Annotated in this window: 9 protein-coding genes and 6 pseudogenes; 8 read left to right on the top strand and 7 right to left on the bottom strand. The window is 58.8% G+C overall.

Annotation, left to right across the window (positions count from 1 at the left end):
- Positions 1-72 precede the first annotated feature (72 nt).
- The 5 genes and pseudogenes from J2X38_RS22045 to J2X38_RS22025 form a co-directional block, all read left to right on the top strand.
- Positions 73-561, top strand: coding sequence for a MarR family winged helix-turn-helix transcriptional regulator (locus J2X38_RS22045; RefSeq protein WP_052208277.1), 489 nt, complete (start codon positions 73-75; stop codon positions 559-561).
- Between the two features lie 5 nt (positions 562-566).
- Positions 567-2,156, top strand: a complete 1,590-nt coding sequence (locus tag J2X38_RS22040) for an AarF/ABC1/UbiB kinase family protein (protein WP_039575416.1) — start codon at positions 567-569, stop codon at positions 2,154-2,156.
- Between the two features lie 61 nt (positions 2,157-2,217).
- Positions 2,218-2,991, top strand: coding sequence for an NUDIX domain-containing protein (locus J2X38_RS22035; RefSeq protein ID WP_081997349.1), 774 nt, complete (start codon positions 2,218-2,220; stop codon positions 2,989-2,991).
- 220 nt (positions 2,992-3,211) lie between these two features.
- Positions 3,212-3,972 (top strand): IS5 family transposase gene (locus J2X38_RS22030; RefSeq protein WP_148309125.1). Its coding sequence is split into 2 segments (ribosomal slippage): positions 3,212-3,536 and positions 3,536-3,972, totalling 762 coding nucleotides; the frame shifts between segments, so codons are not numbered across the junction.
- Positions 3,973-4,214: 242 nt separating this feature from the next.
- Positions 4,215-4,472, top strand: a pseudogene (locus tag J2X38_RS22025) (transposase); the annotation flags it as partial.
- 413 nt (positions 4,473-4,885) lie between these two features.
- On the opposite strand, the gene J2X38_RS22020 reads toward J2X38_RS22025, so the two are convergent.
- Positions 4,886-6,208, bottom strand: coding sequence for a hypothetical protein (locus J2X38_RS22020; RefSeq protein ID WP_039575466.1), 1,323 nt, complete (start codon positions 6,206-6,208; stop codon positions 4,886-4,888).
- Positions 6,209-6,895: 687 nt separating this feature from the next.
- Between J2X38_RS22020 and J2X38_RS22015 the strand changes: the two genes are divergently transcribed.
- Positions 6,896-9,832, top strand: a complete 2,937-nt coding sequence (locus J2X38_RS22015; protein WP_039575467.1) for a TonB-dependent receptor — start codon at positions 6,896-6,898, stop codon at positions 9,830-9,832.
- A gap of 246 nt (positions 9,833-10,078) precedes the next feature.
- Here the strand turns inward: J2X38_RS22015 and J2X38_RS22010 are convergent.
- A pseudogene (locus tag J2X38_RS22010) lies at positions 10,079-10,444 on the bottom strand (integrase core domain-containing protein); the annotation flags it as partial.
- A 153-nt stretch (positions 10,445-10,597) separates the two neighbouring features.
- On the opposite strand from J2X38_RS22010, the pseudogene J2X38_RS22005 reads away from it, so the two are divergent.
- Positions 10,598-11,906, top strand: a pseudogene (locus tag J2X38_RS22005) (IS110 family transposase).
- Positions 11,907-12,241: 335 nt separating this feature from the next.
- On the opposite strand, the pseudogene tnpC reads toward J2X38_RS22005, so the two are convergent.
- The 4 genes and pseudogenes from tnpC to J2X38_RS21985 all read right to left on the bottom strand — a co-directional run.
- A pseudogene (tnpC, locus tag J2X38_RS22000) lies at positions 12,242-13,824 on the bottom strand (IS66 family transposase).
- 70 nt (positions 13,825-13,894) lie between these two features.
- Positions 13,895-14,248 (bottom strand): IS66 family insertion sequence element accessory protein TnpB, encoded by a 354-nt coding sequence (gene tnpB, locus J2X38_RS21995; protein ID WP_039575474.1) that lies wholly within the window; start codon positions 14,246-14,248, stop codon positions 13,895-13,897.
- Positions 14,245-14,649 carry an IS66-like element accessory protein TnpA gene (gene tnpA / locus J2X38_RS21990; protein WP_081997356.1) on the bottom strand — a complete coding sequence of 135 codons (405 nt, stop codon included), beginning with the start codon at positions 14,647-14,649 and terminating at the stop codon, positions 14,245-14,247. Before tnpA ends, tnpB begins: the two co-directional genes overlap by 4 nt.
- Before the next feature lie 84 nt (positions 14,650-14,733).
- Positions 14,734-15,057, bottom strand: a pseudogene (locus J2X38_RS21985) (IS481 family transposase); the annotation flags it as partial.
- A gap of 21 nt (positions 15,058-15,078) precedes the next feature.
- Between J2X38_RS21985 and J2X38_RS21980 the strand changes: the two are divergent.
- Positions 15,079-15,427: pseudogene (locus tag J2X38_RS21980) on the top strand (integrase core domain-containing protein); the annotation flags it as partial.
- 197 nt (positions 15,428-15,624) lie between these two features.
- Here the strand turns inward: J2X38_RS21980 and J2X38_RS21975 are convergent.
- Positions 15,625-16,101 carry a helix-turn-helix domain-containing protein gene (locus tag J2X38_RS21975; protein ID WP_081997358.1) on the bottom strand — a complete coding sequence of 159 codons (477 nt, stop codon included), beginning with the start codon at positions 16,099-16,101 and terminating at the stop codon, positions 15,625-15,627.
- Positions 16,102-16,464: the final 363 nt, after the last annotated feature.

Genomic DNA, 16,464 nt, shown 5'->3' with positions numbered 1-16,464 from the left:
GTTCCATCCGGTTAGTAAAATCGTTTAGTAATTTGCGTTTTGGCATTCCCACGAAACGGACTAGGCAGCGGTATGAACGCAAATCTCGACACAATGCCGCCACGGCTTCGCGAAGGCGCCCTCACCGACGACGACCGTATGCTATATTTGATGGACGAGATTAGTCGGGGGGCGAGGCGCGCTTATGACGCACGGATTGCCAAGATTGGCCTCAATCAGACGCAGTGGCGCATCATCGGACAACTTCTCCGCGAACCATCGTTGACGCAGGCCGGAATTGCCAAGCGACTAGAGTTGGAATCCGCCACGATCGGTCAAGCCGTCGCTGGCCTTTGTGGGAAAGGATTGATGGAAAGGCGACGAGCCAAAACGGACGGCCGGGCATGGCAGCTCATCCTGACCCAGGAGCTCGACAGGTTGTTGCCCCAACTGAGAGAATCCGCGGACGGGCTGCATAGGGTCCTATGGCGGAACGCCACGCGCGACGAAAAACGGACGTTGCTGGACATTCTTGTGCGGATTGCGTCGAATCTCGATCAGAGCCGGACCGATGCGGAATAGGACATATGCCTGGGTTCCGAGATAAACCGATAGGAGACATCGCACGCGCCGCCGAGATAGGACAGATTCTTGTCCGGCACGGCGCCAAAAGCCTGGCGGGCGCTCTCGGAGTCATTCCGCATCCGGCCAAGTCAATCGATCCAGGTGAATTGCGGCCGGCGGCGGTCGTCGCACTCCTGCGCGACATTGGTCCGGTCGGAATAAAGCTTGGACAGCTGCTGGCGACGCGCAGCGATCTGTTTTCCAGGTCCTGGATTGCTGCCTTCGCGACGCTCCACGATCAGGTTTCTCCGGTGCCATTCGAAGAAATCGAGCCCATCCTTGCCGCAAGCTGGGGAGCTGACTGGCGAGGGGAATTCACCCAATTCGATGAACAACCACTGGCTTCGGCTTCGGTAGCGCAGACCTACTCTGCTTCGCTGCTCGACGGCGCCGACGTTATCATAAAGGTGCGGCGTCCGGGCACTGCTGCGCGAATGGAGGCCGATGTGCGGCTCCTGACGCGCCTCGCCGCCGTTGCCGAGGATCGATCCCCTGAAATCGCCCGCTATCGCCCCGTAGAGTTCCTGCGAACCTTTGGCAGAAATCTTGCCTGGGAAATGGATCTGGCAGCAGAAGCTCGTGCATGCGAGCGTATCGGTGGCTATCTTGATACGCTTGGGATCAAGACTCCAACAATTCATTGGGAACTGACGGGGATACGGGTCAACGTCCAGGAGCGGCTGTATGGAACGCCCGCGTCTGCGATCGAGGCCGAATCGACCGACCCACGCGTGGCGGCGTTCGCGAGACAATATGCGAATGCAGTCCTGCGCATGATCATTCTGAATGGCGAATTTCATGGCGATCCGCATCCAGGCAATGTTTTCCTTATCGGGGAACAGGATGTGGGCTTTATCGACTTCGGATCGGTCGGCACTCTCACAAAGGCGAGGCGCGAGGAACTGGTACGACTTGTCATGGCTATAGCCGACGAAGACACAGCAGACGTCGCGAACGTGTTGCTCGAATGGGCTGGAGATCCGAAAGTTGACCGTGATGGGCTCACCCAGAATTTGGACCAGCTGATCGGTGAGTTCAGGGGAACGGTCCTTTCGGGGATTGAGTTCTCGCATATTTTCAGCCGCGTGTTCGATCTCCTGCGAGACTATCAGCTCGCACTTCCGCCTGATCTGGCGATCCTTCTTCGAACATTGCTCACGGCGGAAGGGTTTGCGCGTTCCTTTGCGCCTGACTATAATATCGGGGAGGAAACACGCCCCATCATGTTGGAGCTGTTCGCAGAAAGATTCTCCCTTGGCAGGAATCGCGCCAATTTAAAAAAAGTTCGCCGACAACTCCTCGCCCTAGCGGCGATCATGCCTGACCTTCTCGATAACGCCGCCGCTATAGCCAAGTCCGGGCATGTGCCTGTCCAGATTGATCCGGCAAGTTTTGAGAAGCTCGCAGCCATTCGCCGCGCGAGCCAGCCTGTCAAAGGTCCTGTGGCGGCCGCACTTATCGTCTCCGCGGCGCTGCTTGCGAATCAATCCTGGGTGCTTGCAAGTGTTGCAGTGGCTCTTGCCGGGTTGGTTCTTCTGCGCAAATGGCGATAAGATCGTTGCTCAGCTTGAACGGGCCAGCGTCCAATATCAGGCCAACTGAGAACTGGAGTTTATGATGACACTGCAGAAGCCAGTCGATCCGGTCCCCGCAGCCACCATGCTGTTGCTTCGCGACGAGCCGGAGTTCCAGGTGCTGATGGTCATGCGGCATCACCAGATCGATTTTGCATCCGGCGCGCTGGTCTTTCCCGGTGGAAAGCCTTCTGCTGCCGATGAAGCGCCTGAATGGGCCGATTATTGCAGGGGCTGGAAAACGCTAGATCCTACGCAGCGCACCCTTCGGATTGCCGCGATTCGTGAAGCCTTTGAGGAAGCAGGCATCCTGCTGGCCGATCATCGCGACGGTAGCGAGTTCGAGGATATTTGCGATCTTGAAAGCCGCAAAGCCGTCGAGCGAGGCGAGCGCGAATTTTTCGACATTGTGCGCGAGGCCGATGTGCAACTGCGCCTTGATCGCCTGAGCGAGTTCGCGCGGTGGATCACGCCCAGCTTTATGCAAAAGCGCTTCGACACTCATTTCTTCGTCGTTCGCGCCCCAGAGCGCCAGATCGCAGCATGTGATGGATATGAAACCGTTGATGCGGAATGGCTTTCGCCAAGCAAAGCCCTGAAACTGGGTGTCAGCGGTGAACGAACGATCATCTTTCCCACGCGATTGAACCTGCAACTGCTAGCCGAAGCTGCGAGCGCAGACGATTGCGTCGCGCGGGCCAAGGCTCGCGAAATCGTGCCGGTCCTTCCAGAAGTCATCCAGCGAGACGGCAAGAACATCCTCACTATCCCCGCCGACGTGGGATACGGCACAGCCTTCGAAGTTATCAGCTGAGATAGAAGCAAGCAAGCGGGCGCAAACTCTTACGATCCGTAGCCGGGTAACTGGGGGAATGGCTTGTTTTATCCCAGTATTTCTTGTCGCATAGTCTAAAATTTCTTCACCATAGACATATGTTTCAGAAGGATATTATTCACTTGCTCTTGCCTTAGGGTCAGGACCCATTGATTTGCGCTGATGGCTGTGATTCAGGCGGCTGCGAAGGAGCCTGAATTTGAGCGATTTATTCTGGCTGACGGACGAGCAGATGGCTCGGCTTCAGCCCTATTTTCCCAAGAGCCATGGCCGCGAGCGCGTTGATGATCGGCGCGTTTTGAGCGGGATCATCTTCGTCAACCGCAATGGGCTGAGGTGGCGCGATGCGCCGAGGGAATACGGCCCGGCGAAGACGCTCTACAATCGCTGGAAGCGGTGGAGCGACAAAGGCATCTTCATCCGCATGATGGAAGGCCTGGCGACACCTCAGGCTCCCGAGCGCAAGACGATCATGATCGACGCGACCTATCTTAAAGCGCACCGCACGGCGTCGAGCCTGCGGGTAAAAAAGGGGGTCCAGGACGCCTGATCGGCCGGACGAAAGGCGGCATGAACACCAAGCTTCATGCCGTGAGTGATGCGAATGGTCGTCCAATCAGCTTCTTCCTGACCGCCGGACCGGTCAGCGACTACACTGGCGCGGCCGCTTTGCTCGACAGTCTGCCCAACGCGCAATGGATGCTGGCCGACCGAGGCTATGATGCCGACTGGTTCCGCGACGCCCTGCAGGAGAAGGGTATCACGCCCTGCATCCCGGGCCGAAAAATCCGGAACACGACCGTAAAGTACGACAAACGCCGCTACAAACGCCGTAACCGCATCGAGATCATGTTCGGCCGCCTCAAAGACTGGAGGCGGGTCGCAACACGCTACGATCGCTGCCCGAAGGCCTTCTTCTCCGCCGTCGCACTCGCCGCAACCGTCATCTTCTGGCTCTGATCAATGAGTCATCGTGTAATTGCGGCTGCTTCCCTCGGACCTTGGTTGAGGCGCACACTTCTGGTTGTCGAATCCTGAAGGAAGGAAGCAGCCATGAAGCACTATGCCGGATTGGACCTGTCGATGGAATCCACGCAGGTCTGCATCGTTGATGACAATGGTCGGAAGGTCGTGTCGGAGAAAGTGGAGAGCTCTCCGGAGGCGATCGCCATGATGCTGGAGCGATACGGTCCAATCGAGCGGGCGGTGATCGAAACGGGCCGCATGGCATCTCGAAGCAGGGAGACCGATATCTGCGCCGACTGCTCGTCGTCGGCGCCACCGCCGTCATGCGCCACATCAAGGATAAGCCAACGCCCATGGCCGACTGGATCAGGAAACTCTCGGAGAAAAAGCCGTTCAGGGTCGTCTCCGTGGCGCTTGCCAACAAGTTGGCCCGGATCGCCTGGGTCGTGCTGACCCGGAAGGAAGCCTATGGGCCCTATCAACTGACGACCTAACAGAATACCGAACAACCGAATTGGCAGTGGCAGTCAATGATGAGTAACGATCGAGCCAATGGTGAAACCAACCCGTCTGATTCAATGCGCTTCAACCGCGCGCCAACTTGATTAGGGACCTCACCGGCGGATTTCCATCAAGGCCAGCGGCACTCAAAACGCCGCACAAACAGGCCGGACATATGAAAGCAACCGATCAAAGCCATCGCGACCACAAAGCCCTTGCCATAGGGGGCGTCCACATATGAATCAGAAAACCGCCCAAAAAAGAATCCCCTTTGAATCAGCCAAATGTCATCCCGCTCTAACTCCTCGCCCAGCCAATGATATCTACGGCGGAAAACTCTAACCGCAACTGGTCCAGAATTCAGGTGGCAGAGCACCTGAAATGGAGGCGGCGCCGTTCTTACAGGTCAGAGCCGCACGCATCCCCGCAGGGTATCGCGCAGCACTGCAATTGAATTGCTGAGCGAGGCTTCGCCTTCCAGCCGCCCGTTGATACGTAGCATCACCGTCCCGCTTTGCTGCATGAGCAGGGGAACAAGTTGCGTACCCGTCACGCCGCCGATCCATTGAGTGCCGTTCGCATTGGCGCGCTGAACGGATATGCTAACGAGCCGACCGGAGAAGTTCCACGTCATCGTCATCGCATTGTCGGCGGAGGGCTTGTTGAGCAGCATCGCCATGTAGGGCTTTCCGCCTTCACAATAGAGACTGAGGGCTTCGATGTTGGGCGATGCCGCGGCGCTCACATAAGCCATGGGCGCGCGACCTTGCACCGGTACAACTTCCCAGGGTGTACCGGGAAGCGGCACTGCCGTTTCGGGCGGGCTTTTGTCCAACAGCGTCTTGATTTCCGGCGCAATCGGCAGCCTAACGCCCGAAGCAGACGGATAAACTGTTAGCTTGCCGCGCTCCCAAAGGCCCACCTGCACCGCACGGCGCGCCGGGTCTATTATTATATAGGCCTGCTCCACACCGCCCTGATGCTGCGCATTGCCGGAAAGATAGTAATAGTTCCCAGCCCGCTGCAATGGCGAGACGGCTGAGAGATTGGTCCGCAGCGCAGCCATCTTCGGCCCCATCCGGGCCTTCAATGCCGCAGCCAAGGTACCCTTATCGAACAGGTCGATATTGTCCTTGGCGTAGCTTCCCGGATATTTGCCGACGAGGCTGGCGAGATTGGTCCATTCCGCTGGAATGCCTTGCACGGCCACCGCCGGCTCAGGCCGTGGCGGCAGTGGCGTGCCAGCAAGAGCGCTGCCCTGGCAGAGCGTGAACGGGCCGCCACCCGTGAAGGCCGCATGGAAAGAAGCCGGGCGTTGGCCGCGCGGCAGATCGGATTCAAAGCGGATGACACCGCGCTTCTCGTCGTCGTTCACATACATGAGAACCCGACCAAAATCATTGCTGCTAACTGGAAAGGGAAAAAATACTGCCATGATGCCGTCATAGCTCTGGCCCATGAAGGTGAGAGCATATTCCACCCGAGGGGGCTTTATTTCCCGACCATTGGCGCGGAACGTCATGCCCTTTTCATCGATGGTTACGCGCGGTTCCTTTGAGCAGTCGCCGCGCGGGGCGTAGCTGCCAAAGATATGGTCGACGCCCTGATCCTTGAAGCTGGATAGTGGTAGCGCCTGCGCACTTGCGGCAGCAATCGTGGCAATCGCACAAGCGGCAAGACCTACACCCGAAAGGCGGATTGTGGACGGCATGTGAAATGGCAATGTCATGTCGAATCCCCATCGAAGTGGTGACGGTTTTCGCGCGCACATGGCTCAGTCACGAGGTAAATTGGTGCGCCGGTCGCCTTGATCCTATTTGGCCAACAGGATAGCTGACTTAAGGGATGGTTTGGTTCTGGTCATGGATGCCCCCACGTGAAAGCCCTGCCCGGCAGGGACCGTGACGTGGTTAATACGATCTTGATGACTCTAAAATGAACGGGAAGGAATAGGTGAACTGACCTGACCCCCTGGTTTCCACCAGCCGGGATCAGAGCCCGGCCTTTTGCACTGCTATCCAACTTTCGACCACGCGGGTCATGCGCTCCGGATCGGGCATGCCGTACCGCAGCCGCATCCAAAAGTCGTCGGCGCGCGCTCGACCGCGCCAAGGCTGAAGCGCTGACAGCAAGCATCGGATGTATAAACTGATATCTTCGGATCTGAGATGGCACACCTCCCACCGCCCCGAGCAAAATAATAAAGTGCCATAATAAAGTTCTTTACCAAATGCCGAAAAACTGCTCATCTTCCAGCCGAGCGGCGAGAATCTTTTCCTCTCCGGAAATCTCCTTCTGGCCACTCCTCAAACTCGGGGCAGCTCGGCGAGCTGCCCCATTTTTGAACATCGACAATCGGGGACAAGGACGGGTTCGCGCAAGAAACGAAAAAATCGAGACAGGGAGAGATAGGGTGATGAATAAGAAAGCCTATTGGTTGGCAAGCGCCGTCGTGATGGCGTTGCCACAGGTCTCAAATGCTCAGGAAGTCATAGCCGAAGAGCCAGATGGCGGTGACAATGTCATCGTCGTGACAGCGCAACGTCAGGCGCAAAGCTTGCAAGACGTACCGATCGCTGTCAGCGCATTCAGCGCTGAGGCGCTTGAAAGCCAGCAGATCGAAAATGCCTCGGATCTACAGCTGACGCTGCCCAATGTATCTTTCTCGAAAGGCAATTTCACCTCAGCTTCATTCACTATTCGCGGCGTTGGCGACCTGTGCGTCGGCGTCACCTGCGATGCTGCGACCGCAATCCATGTCAATGGATCCCCCTTGTTCGGAACACGCCTGTTCGAGACCGAATATTTCGATCTGGAAAGGATTGAAGTCCTTCGCGGACCTCAAGGCACCCTGTTCGGCCGGAATGCGACCTCCGGGGTCGTGAATGTTGTGACCGCGAAACCCAAACTCTCCCGTTTCGAGGCTGAAGCGCAATTCGAGTATGGCAATTTCAACAGCATCGAAGCGCGTGGCATGGTCAACGTCCCGATCGGGGATATGATCGGCGTGAGGCTGGCGGGCATATATGTGAACCGCGACGGTTATACGACGAATCTCTATGATGGATCGGACATCGACGCTCGGGACCTCTATGCGTTGCGAGGCTCCCTTCGTTTCGAACCCGGTCCTGATACGACGATCGATCTCATGGGCTATTATTTCCGGGAAAAGGACACGCGCCTCAGAAACCAGAAACAAACGTGCCAACGCGATCCATTGGGCGTGCTCGGATGCCTGAACAATCGACGTGATTTCGATACCACGAACGCAAATTCAACGGTCGGTGCGACGCTCAGTTCATCCGAGTTCTTCGCCATTCAGGGCATTCCCGCCGTGCTCGGCCTCGGCAGCCTTTATGGCCCTGATGGGTTTTCCGGGTTTCAGGAGCCTGGCGATGTGCGTGTCGTCAACACGGCCTATACCCCTTTCTATTTTGCCGAAGAGCTACAGGTGCAGGCGCGCCTTGAGCAAAAATTCGGCGCGATGACCCTGACGGCCACCGGCATTTATCAGGATACTGAAGTCGATTCCAGGCAGGACTATTTTCTTGGAATTCAAAGCCGTGCCGGTTTCGCCCCGGCGCTCAATACGTTGGACTTTTTTGCGGCTAACGGATTACCGACAGGTCTTGCTCCGCCGGCGCCAGCCTTCATTCCCGGCTCTTCGGCCTATTTTTCGCCGATTGCCGGCGCTCTAATCCCGGACGGTCCGCAGGGCGTGCTGTGCACGTCGGATAATGATGATGGAAGCAGAGGCGCTTTCGAAGGGAACTCGCTGTGTTCCGAAACGCCGCTTTCTTTCGATCGATCTTCGGAACAACGCGAATCGTGGAGCGGAGAGCTCATCCTCACGAGTGACTTCGACGGGCCGTTCAATTTCCTGTTGGGCGGAATTTATGCGAAATCGAAAACCACCGACAATAGCTATTATGTGAACTCGTTTGCGCTCGATTACGCCAGTGCCGTATTGGGTTCATTCGGCTCCTTGTCGGGCGGCCTTCCGCCATCCTATTTCGCGACGTCGATGTATCGGAACAACTCGCTGGAATCGAATCTAGAGAGCTATGGCATTTTCGGCGAGGTCTATTTCGATCTAAGCGACCGGCTGACGTTGACCGGGGGGCTGCGTTACAACAATGACAAGAAGGATGTGACGGCGCGTACGACGCTGATCAGTTTCCTGAACCCTTATGCCAATGATGGAGATCCGTTCGATACCCCGATAACGCCCCTCACCGGGCCGTCTGGGCTTTTCGATGCCGACCCGGGGACGCCGGGCCAACAGCTCGCCCAGTTTCGCGAAGTAAGCTTCGACGAAATTACCGGACGAGCAGTTCTGGCCTTCGAGGTTACGCCGGACAATTCACTCTATGCATCTTATTCTAGGGGTTACAAATCCGGCGGGATCAATCCTCCGCTTTCTCCGATTTTCGCCGTCAGCGAGAGTTTCGGCTCTGAATCGATCGATGCCTTCGAGATCGGCTCCAAGAACGTCTTCGCAAACGGCGCGTTGCAACTCAATGCCACCGCATTTTACTACAAATATAGTGGACTGCAGCTCAGCCGCATCGTGGCAAGAACGTCCGTGAATGACACGGTTGACGCCAATATCTGGGGTGTCGAACTGGAGTCTGTCATCAGGCCGGACCCGAACTGGCTTATCAATCTGTCCTTCAGCTATCTCAATGCCAAGGTCGCCGGCGATCAATTCTTCTCCAATCCGCGTGATCCGGGCGGCGGGGATCCTGATGCCGTGATTATCAAGGACATCAGCAATGGTGCGCACTGCGCTGTCACGGGACCTGCGCCTGGCGTTGCTGATGCGTTCGTTGCGGGCGTAAATGCGGCTCTCGGCCTTCGCGCACCGCAGGAATTTCCTTCGGACGGCAATATCGCCTCCAGCGGCGCGTTCGGCATTTGCGGTGTCCTCGCGAGCGCTATCCCTGCGAACAGCGGGATCCAGGTATTGAGTCCTGGCGTCGAGGTTAACATCAAGGGCAACACATTGCCGCAAGCGCCGAATGTCAAGGTCTCGATGGGCGTGCAGTACACGGCAGAGGTCGGGAATGGTATGACACTCGTCCCCCGCGTCGACATTTCCATGACCGGAAAGCAATATGGCAATATCTTCAACGGCAGGATTAATCGCATCCAACCTTTCGTACAGGCTAATGCAGTTTTGCAGTTGAATGGTGCCGACGAGCGCTGGTTTGTCCGGGGGTTCGTTCAGAATATCTTCGATAGCAACTCAGTTACCGGACTTTATGTCACCGATGCATCTTCCGGTAATTTTACAAATATCTACACGCTTGATCCGCGGCGTTATGGTGTCGCGATCGGCGCAAAATTCTAATGATTTAGCTGTCCCAATCGATCGGGAAAAATTATACCGCATGAAAATCGCGGCGTCGGAGGGCCAGTAGCAGGCCCTCCGACGCCGATTTCATGCGCCAATTGCAGTCTTGGGCGAGGAATTGGTGTGAGATACGTCCGGCGTGCGCACTGCGGAAACTTGCGTCTCGCGCGAGCGATATGGGAGGCACATTGGCTCCTGCCCCTCGAATCTGACCGGCCCCCACCGAGTGGTCCGCGTGGACTGTTAGGTGTTTAGTCCCAGCATGTGATGGTGTGGTTTCATATTGAAGATATCTGGCTTGGATTTCCGGAGCTCTTCGATGGCCTCGTAGGTTGTCTTGAAGCGCAGAGCCTTCAACTGCTTGGCGAAGTTGTAAGCGACGAGCCAGTCGCGGACATGGCGGCGCAGTTCATTGATCGACGTGTAACGGAAGGATTTGACGGTGGCCTCCTTGATGGTGCGCACCATCCGTTCGGCCTGGCCGTTGGTCCATGGGTGATAGGGCTTGGTGAGGCGATGCTCGATGCCGTTCTGCTCGCAGACACGGCCGAAGATATGGCCGATCCATCCCAGTGGGCCGCCTTGGTCCCGCTGCACGAACTGTACGCCGTAGCACATTGGGAAGCGGCCTATCGAAGGGCCACAATGCCTTGATGGAGACAAGGGCGCGTAGCGCCCGCCGGCTTCATCAAGGCAGCCATGATCGGCCAGCAGGTCTCTAAAGAGAAGTTGTCGACACAACCCTTTGGAGGCTGACCGATCATGACCAAGCGTAATTCTACTCCACCCGATGCCGTGCTGGTAGCGATCGATATGGCGAAGCACCGCCAGGAGATTCTCCTTGAGCGACCGGAAGGCGGCCGCCGTCGCCGTATGACCGTGATGGCGACGAAGGCGGACTATGACCGGCTCGCGGACGAGCTGACCGCAATCGGCCGGCCCGTCATCGTCGGATTCGAAGCGACCGGCAACTATCACCGCACGCTGGCGCATCGATTACTGACCGCCGGCTTCGAGCTGCGCCTGATTTCCTCGGTTGCTTTGGCCCGGACCCGAGAAGCCCTGCACAATGGCTGGGACAAGAATGATTCCAAGGACGCGCAGGAGATCCTGCATATGCTGCGGATCGGCGCGACCCAGCGCTATGTCGATCCGCTGGCCGCGGGCATCAACGATCTGCAGGAGATGTCGAAGACACACGAAGCCATTTCCAAGGCGAAGACCCAGACATGGTACCGGATTCTGACGCATTATCTGCCGCTGTATTTTCCGGAGATCGAGCGCTTCGCGGGGAACAGCCGATCAGATTGGTTCCTGGCAATGATCGAGCGCTTTCCGACTCCGGGCAGCATCGCCTCGATCGGGCGCGAGGATTTCACCGAACAGGTCTGGCCGCTGATCGGTCGCAAGGTTTCCAAGGCCCGGGTGGTCAACGACATTTACGAGACGGCCTGCGCGTCGATGGCGCTGCCGATCGACGAAGATTCCACCGCCGTCAAAATGTTCCGCATGGTCATCGCTCAGGCACGCACCCTTATTCGGCAGCGCAACGAGATCGAGCGGATCGCCCATGATGCGCTGGCCGCGAACCGCGACTATCAACTCCTGCGCATGATCCCGGGGATCGGCCCGATCAATGCCCTGACGATCCTGGCGGAAGCCGGCGACCTGCGCCGTTTCGGCCACCATCGCCAGTTTCTAAAGTTCTGCGGCCTCGATCTCGCCACCCGACAGTCAGGCCTGTTCCGCGGACGAACCAAGCTGTCGAAGTACGGCAGCGCCCGATTGCGACGCACCTTCTGGATGGCGACCCAGGTTGCGATCCGGCAGCCCAACAACAGCTTCCGCGACAAGCTCGGGCGCTATGTTGCCGGGCATGCCGACGATCCTGATCGACGCCGCAAGGCGATGACCGCTCTCACCGCCAAGATGGCCCGCGTCGTGCACGCCGTCATCAAGACGGGAACCGAGTACCGTCCGTTCGTTGAACGGGCGGACACCAGATGGAAGGACCCCTCTCTGCTGTGCCGTGAGGGCGTGCCAAGATCTCTTGGCGCGACCCTGTAGATAATGTTTGGGCCTTCCATCTGGCATGCGCATCTCATCTTAAGGACGGTGAGGACCACGACCTCGACAATCGATGGATCCTGTGTTTGCTATGGCCGAGAGTGCTTTCCTTGACGATGGAAGCCATCTGGATCATAAAATCACCAGCGCCGATCACCCTCGGCGCAACGAGATCTGCTGGCCTTTTTCCGCTACGCCTTCCTAACATAGGACGTTATCTGTCAGGATGGTGTGGATCCTGGTAAGCGATAATTTTCCCCCACGCGGGGCGGACGGGCGCGGGCTTCGATTAGAAGCTGGCGCCTAATTTCGTTGTATCTAATTTCGATCGTGCTTTGCTCAGGCGGCGTTGGCGGTGGCACTCGTTTCGAACGTCATTTCGGCGGCCTTTGTATCGACCCAGTTCCCAGGTAGCAGGTCATCGATGGGCTCGCCGTCGCCGCGGGTGACGATGCGGGCAAGGACGTCGGCCAGGTAGGCGGCGGGGTTGATCGCACCCAGCTTGCAGGTCTCGATCAGCGACGCGATCGCCGCCCAGTTCTCGGCGCCCAGTTCGTGGCCCGCGAACAACGCATTTTTCCGTTGGAGTGCGATCGGCCGCATCGACCGCTCCACCGGGTTGTTGTCGATGTCGATCCGGCCATCGTCGAGGAACCGGACGAGCCCGGCCCAGTGGCTCAGTGCATAGTTGATCGCCTTGAGGGTCGGCGAGCCGCTGAACATGCGCCGGCGCTTGGCGTCGAGCCAGTCATGCAGCTCGTCGACGATCGGGCTGGCCCGCGCCTAGCGGACGGCAAGGCGCTCCTCGGGCGTGCGACCGTGGATCTCGCGCTCGATGTTGTAGAGCAGCCCGATCCGGTGCAGCGCTTCGGTGGCGATCGGCGCGCCATCGCCCTTGCCGCCGGCGTCGAAGAAGCCGCGGCGAACATGCGCCCAGCAATAGGCCAGCACCGAGGGTCCGCCGGGACGGCCCGCCTTGCCAAACTAGCCATAGGCTTCATAGCCATCGACCTGCAGGATGCCGTGATACTCGCCGAGGAGCTTCGCCGCCCACATGCCGCCCCGGCCCGGCATGTAGCTGTAAACGATCGCGGGTGGATCGACCCCGCCATGCGGGCGGTCGTCGCGGACCATCGCCCACAGGTAGCCCGTCTTCGTCTTGCCGCTGCTCGGCGCCAGCACCTTCGCGGTGGTCTCGTCGACGAACAGGCGATCGCTCTTCAGAAGCTCCGCCTTCTGCCGGTCGACGATCGGCTTCAGATAGCCCGCCGCGCGGCCGACCCAGCCCGCGAGCGTCGCGCGATCGATCGTCACGCCCTGGCGCGCCAACATCTGCGCCTGCCGGTAGAGCGGAAGGTGATCAGCGTATTTCTTGACGAGGATATCGGCGAGCAGCGCTTCCCTCGGCAGGCCGCCCGGCACCACATGCGCGGGAGCCTTCGCCTGCGCGACGCTATCGCCGCACGATCGGCACACCATCCTCGGCCGCACCGTCACGATGACGCGATATTGGGCGGGGATGATGTCGAGTCGTTCGGACCGATCCTCGCCGATCCGGTGCAGCGCACCGCCGCAGCCCGCGCAGCAGCCGGCCTCCGGCGCGATCTCGATCTCGTGACGCGGAAGATGCGCCGGCAGCGAGGCGCGGGTTCGTCCGCCGCACGCTTGCGCCGCGGCGGCGCGATGCCGGTGGCTTCCTCGCCCTGTTCGACCAGCAGTTCAGCTTCGGCCATCGATACGTCGCGATCTTCGAGCGCCAGCGCGAGCTGGCCGCTGTCGATCTTCTCCGACCGCTTGCCGAAGTGCATGCGATTGAGGACATCAAGAAGGTGCTGGAGCCGGGCGGAGCGGAGCCGTTCGGCGATGATCATCGCCTTTAGTGCCTCGACGTCGTCGGGCAGCTCTTCCACCCCCTCGCTCATGGTGCGGATGGATACATTATTTCGCGGTTTTCTGCCCGTTTTGTGCGGCAAGACGAGTCATTTTCACGGCCTATAACGCCATGACCGGACGCGCCACACGCGGGGCATGAACACGCGCCCAGTCGAGCCCTTCGATCAGCGCCGAAGCCTGCGCCGCGGTAAGGCTCATCACCCCGTCGCCGAAGCGCGGCCAGCGGAACGTGCCCGTCTCGAGCCGCTTCGTCACCAGCACCAGGCCGGTCCCGTCCCATAGCAGCAGCTTGATCCGATCGGCGCGCTTGCAGCGGAACACGAACATGATTCCGGAGAAGGGGTCGCGGTTCAGCTCGTGCTGCACGAGCGACGCCAGGCCCACCATTCCCTTGCGGAAGTCGACCGGCTTCACCGCCGCCAGCACCTTGAGCGGTCCCGGCGGGATGATCATGTCGACACCTGCACAGCCAGCAGCACCCGCTCGATATGGTCGGCCGTCACGCCGTCGGGAATGCGGATCGTCATGCCCTTGATGTTGATGCGGATCTCGGCGCCGCTGCCCTGCGCCTTCGGCTCCTCGACCATCGCCGGAACGAAGGCCGGCGCGTCGTCCGATTCCATCCGTTCGCGCGCTTCCCGGCGCCAGGCGTAGAGCTGCTGCGGCAGGATATCGTTCCGGCGCGCGATATCCGCGACGTTCGCCCGCGGCGCCATACTCTCGGCGATGATCCGGGCCTTCGCTTCCGGCGTCCACTGCCGACGCTCGCGACCCGCCGGGATCACCTCCATCGGGCGAGCACGACCGTTCCCGTTGCTTTCGAAGCTACTTTCGAACGTCGTTACATCGCCCATCGCTAGTTACGCTCCCGATACAGAAGGCGCGCAACATAACGATCTCAGAACATTCGAAAATGTGGGGGTAAATTAGCGCTTACGGATCCTGTATGGCACCGTCTTGATAAGCACGCGCAGGAAGGCTGCCGCGGCAAGCTTGGTCGCCCGGCGATAGATGCGGGCGAACACCAGCTTCGAGGTGCGGTCCACTTCGACATAGAGGAAGCCTCTTCCGCCTTCATAGCGCAGTTCCGCGATATCGACGTGGAAGTAGCCAATCTCATATTTCTTGAACTTCTTCGGCTTCTCCCGATCGGCTTTGGGCAACCGACTGATCCCGTGGCGTTGCAGGCAACGGTGCAGCGACGAGCGTGTCAGGTGTGGGATCACGTCCTTCAGCGCGATGAACACGTCGTCGAGCGGCAATCGCGCCTGCACCGGACACCGGATGTGTTCGAGGTGCTGGAACGGGGCTGCGCGCAAGTGGGTTATCCCGCCTCGATCAGGGCTGACAATGGCAGCGAATTTTATCTCCCGCGAGCTCGATCTGTGGGCCTACATGAAGGGCGTGACGCTCGACTTCTCGCGGCCTGGCAAGCCCACCGACAACGCGTTCATCGAGAGCTTCAACGGCAAGGAATGCCTTAACGCCCACTGGTTCATGAGCCTGGATGACGCGGTGCGAAAATGCGAGGCTTGGCGTAGGGACTACAACGAGGTACGACCGCACAGCGCGATCGAGAACAAATCACCGATATCGCTCATGTTGGCATCAGCGGCACATGGCCCGCCCTGATGTCAGCACGCTGGAAGGCTGCCAGCAGGGCGGTCCAGAAACGGGTAGCAGCTCAGAAGCCATCGAGTATCTTGGCAAGTTCTGGACGATCCTGGGATGTCGGTTTGCCCCAAACTTCGTCGTTCTGATCGCAATGCAACTCGGGTACGCAAATCCTTGTCCCTGGTTCACTTGACAAATTTTCAGAAGTAGCAATTTTAGCTCCTATCCTGAGTAGCAGGTAAAGATTGTGCTGTTCTTGACTGATTTTCAGCAGGGACTCGAACCTCGGCGCGCAGAGGTTCCTGGGCGCGTTCAAATTCGCCGCGGTGTGCAGCCCATCCTGCTCGTCTGCCGATATGAGTCCAGATCAGATATTCGATGTCGGCCCATTCGAATGGCGCTGGATCGATCGACGAAGCTTGGCTGTAGTCAGGGTCCAACAAGGGAAGAAGGACGAACGCGGGCGCGAGACGGAGCGCCGCTGCGCAACGTAAATGGTCATCGAGCGCCACGGCCGGGTTACCGCTCTCGATCTCTCGTAGCCAACGAACGCTCAATCCAACTCTGCGGGCAAGATGCTCCTGACTCAAGCGACGGCGAAGACGCTCGCTTTCGATGCGCCGCCCAGAGAACTCCTTGAGCTGATCCAGCGAAGCGACGCCGCCCTTCTCGCATGTCCTGGTGTCCGACATGAGCTTCCGTCCGAATAGTATGTGGTGCGCTAGCGCTCCATGCGAGGCTGGCTATCGCTGAGCGACACAGCAAGTAGAGATGCTTTCAGTCTATTAGCTTCGTTCATCTTCAACGATTTCAGTCTGTGTCGCGCCTGACGCAATTCCCTTCAATTCATTGATTCCAATATGAAAGTTGGAATCACGATGCTCGGCTGCGGCACAATCGTGCCGCCTTGGGGAACGCGCCTGCCCTCACGATTGCCGCTGGCTCACAGCGCGTCCATCTATCCCTCCGTTCCGACCGGCTGACTTATCACTGGCTGCCTCATCGGACGTTCACGCAACCCACATCGAACGGGCGCCGTCGCGCCAGGGAGGACT

It is taken from the genome of Sphingopyxis sp. BE235, assembly GCF_031457175.1.
Taxonomy (GTDB): Bacteria; Pseudomonadota; Alphaproteobacteria; order Sphingomonadales; family Sphingomonadaceae; genus Sphingopyxis.
This window is presented reverse-complemented; position numbering and strand designations above follow the sequence as displayed.

Excerpts from the sequence above, each read along its gene's own strand:
- J2X38_RS22040 (WP_039575416.1), top strand. The coding sequence starts at position 567 with ATGCCTGGGTTCCGAGATAAACCGATAGGAGACATCGCACGCGCCGCC.
- J2X38_RS21975 (WP_081997358.1), bottom strand. The coding sequence starts at position 16,101 with ATGTCGGACACCAGGACATGCGAGAAGGGCGGCGTCGCTTCGCTGGAT.
- tnpB (WP_039575474.1), bottom strand. The coding sequence starts at position 14,248 with ATGATCATCCCGCCGGGACCGCTCAAGGTGCTGGCGGCGGTGAAGCCG.
- tnpA (WP_081997356.1), bottom strand. The coding sequence starts at position 14,649 with ATGGGCGATGTAACGACGTTCGAAAGTAGCTTCGAAAGCAACGGGAAC.
- J2X38_RS22015 (WP_039575467.1), top strand. The coding sequence starts at position 6,896 with ATGAATAAGAAAGCCTATTGGTTGGCAAGCGCCGTCGTGATGGCGTTG.
- J2X38_RS22020 (WP_039575466.1), bottom strand. The coding sequence starts at position 6,208 with ATGACATTGCCATTTCACATGCCGTCCACAATCCGCCTTTCGGGTGTA.
- J2X38_RS22045 (WP_052208277.1), top strand. The coding sequence starts at position 73 with ATGAACGCAAATCTCGACACAATGCCGCCACGGCTTCGCGAAGGCGCC.
- J2X38_RS22035 (WP_081997349.1), top strand. The coding sequence starts at position 2,218 with ATGATGACACTGCAGAAGCCAGTCGATCCGGTCCCCGCAGCCACCATG.